Origin of the sequence: Runella salmonicolor, from assembly GCF_024158025.1 — a bacterium.
Classification (GTDB): domain Bacteria; phylum Bacteroidota; class Bacteroidia; order Cytophagales; family Spirosomataceae; genus Runella; species Runella salmonicolor.
Genome location: NZ_JAMZEL010000030.1, coordinates 1 through 2,962, shown reverse-complemented (window position 1 = coordinate 2,962; position 2,962 = coordinate 1). Strand labels below are relative to the sequence as shown.

At 50.5% G+C, this 2,962-nt stretch carries 1 rRNA gene; it reads left to right on the top strand.

The annotated features are described in order from the left end of the window. Positions 1–68 precede the first annotated feature (68 nt). Positions 69–2,875: ribosomal RNA gene (locus NCI00_RS29300) — 23S ribosomal RNA — on the top strand. Positions 2,876–2,962 lie beyond the last annotated feature (87 nt).

Genomic DNA, 2,962 nt, shown 5'->3' with positions numbered 1-2,962 from the left:
CCACGAAGACTACTTTGTAGTAGTTTTTAAGTTATTTGACATATTGGAATGGAGAATTAATTAAGCAATTAGAAGCAACTAAGGGCGCATGGGGGATGCCTAAGGCTCTCAGCGGCGAAGAAGGACGCGATAAGCTGCGAAAATGGCAGGGGAGTGGCACATACATGTTGATCCTGCTGTGTCCGAATGGGGCAACCCAACGACTTGAAGAGTCGTTATCCCTACGGGGAGGCAAACGGGGGGAACTGAAACATCTAAGTACCCCTAGGAAGAGAAAACAACAGTGATACCGTAAGTAGTGGCGAGCGAACACGGCATAGCCCAAACCTAATCAGTTACGGCTGAATAGGGGTTATAGGACTGCTTATTAGGCGATAATGGGAATTGAATGACTTGGGAAAGTCAGCCATAGAAGGTGAGAGCCCTGTAAATGTAAAAATTATCAACGTAGCAGTATCCTGAGTAGGTGGGGACAGGAGGAATCCCCTCTGAATTCGGCGGCACCATCCGCCAAGGCTAAATACGACTGAGAGACCGATAGTGAACGAGTACCGTGAGGGAAAGGTGAAAAGTACCGGGAGTACCGGGGTGAAATAGAACCTGAAACCATGCGCTTACAAGCGGGCGGAGCCCTATGGGGTGACGCCGTGCCTTTTGCATAATGAGCCTACGAGTTGTTGTTGCTGGCAAGGTTAAGCATTTAAGATGCGCAGCCGAAGCGAAAGCGAGTCTGAACAGGGCGCTTAGTCAGTAATAGCAGACGCGAAACTTGGTGATCTACCCGTGGTCAGGTTGAAGTGTGGGTAACACTACATGGAGGACCGAACCAGTAAACGTTGAAAAGTTTTTGGATGAACTGCGGGTAGGGGTGAAAGGCCAATCAAACTGAGAAATAGCTCGTACTCCCCGAAATGTTTTTAGGAACAGCGTTGTGGCGAGTCAGTGTCAGGTAGAGCTACCGATAGGATGCGGGGGAGTCAAATCCTACCAAATTCTGACGAACTCCGAATGGGCACTGATATACACAGCAGTGAGGGCCGGGGTGCTAAGGTCACGGTCCGAGAGGGGAACAACCCAGAGCAACCGCTAAGGTCCCAAAGTATATACTAAGTTGAACAAAGGAAGTCCGACTGCCGAGACAGCCAGGATGTTAGCTTGGAAGCAGCTATACATTTAAAGAGTGCGTAACAGCTCACTGGTCGAGCGGGGCGGGCGTCGATAATAAACGGGCATCAAGTATATCACCGAAGCGATGCGATAGTAATATCGGTAGGGGAGCATTCCAACATCAGTGAAGCTGTAGCGTGAGCTATGGTGGAGAGGTTGGAAAAGCAAATGTAGGCATAAGTAACGATAATGTATGTGAGAACCATACACACCGTAAAGCTAAGGATTCCTCAGCTATGTCAATCAACTGAGGGTTAGTCGGGGCCTAAGGGGAAGGCGAAGGCCGCACCTGACGGACAGCAGGTTAATATTCCTGCACCTGATGCAAGTGTGAAGCGCACGGGGTAGAGGAGGGTGTACGAAGTGACGGAAGTCTTCGTTGAGCAGAGTCTACGGACGAAGCGAACATCTGAACTGGCCTCCAAGAAAAACCGCTGAAACATCAGCTTGCATGAGCCCGTACCGTAAACCGACACAGGTAGCTGGGTAGAATATACCAAGGTGCTCAAGTGAATCACGGTTAAGGAACTCGGCAAATTAGTCCTGTAACTTCGGGAAAAGGGACACTCTGGCGTGAGCTAGAGTCGCAGAGAAATGGCCCAGGCGACTGTTTAACAAAAACACAGGGCAACGCAAAGTGGAGACACGACGTATGTTGCCTGACACCTGCCCGGTGCTGGAAGGTTAAGAGGGGAAGTCATCGCAAGAGAAGCTTTGAATCGAAGCCCCAGTAAACGGCGGCCGTAACTATAACGGTCCTAAGGTAGCGAAATTCCTTGTCGGGTAAGTTCCGACCTGCACGAATGGTGTAACGATCTGGGCACTGTCTCAACCGTGAGCTTGGTGAAATTGTAGTAGCGGTGAAGATGCCGCTTACCCGTCACGGGACGGAAAGACCCCGTGCACCTTTACTACAACTTTGCGTTGAACATGGGATATGAATGTGTAGGATAGGTGGGAGGCTGTGAGCCGGGTTCGTCAGGATTCGGGGAGCCAACGTTGAAATACCACCCTTTTGTATTCTGTGTTCTAATTCTGAATGGAAGACCGCGCATGGTGGGTAGTTTGACTGGGGTGGTCGCCTCCAAAAGAGTAACGGAGGCTTCCAAAGGTTGGCTCAGCACGCTTGGTAACCGTGCGGGGAGTGCAAAAGCACAAGCCAGCTTGACTGTGAGACCGACGGGTCGATCAGGTGGGAAACCAGGGTTTAGTGATCCGGTGGTTGCGCATGGGTGTGCCATCGCTCAAAGGATAAAAGGTACGCCGGGGATAACAGGCTGATCATCCCCAAGAGCTCACATCGACGGGATGGTTTGGCACCTCGATGTCGGCTCGTCACATCCTGGGGCTGGAGAAGGTCCCAAGGGTTCGGCTGTTCGCCGATTAAAGTGGCACGCGAGCTGGGTTCAGAACGTCGTGAGACAGTTCGGTCCCTATCTGTGATGGGCGTAGGAAATTTGACGGGGGCTGACCTTAGTACGAGAGGACCGGGTTGGACTCACCGCTGGTGAATCGGTTGTTACGCCAGTAGCACGGCCGAGTAGCTACGTGGGCAACGGATAAGCGCTGAAAGCATCTAAGTGCGAAACCGGCCTGAAGATGAGATTTCCACATAAGGGACGTTATAGACTATGACGTTGATAGGCTGCAAGTGTAAAGGTGGTGACATCAAAGCTGAGCAGTACTAATTGCCCAATAGCTTCTAAGTAAACTGCTTAATTAATTCCATTCCAATGTCAATAATTTAGGGCCTACTAGTTACTAGTTAGTCAATGATTTAACAGTGCGGGAGTTT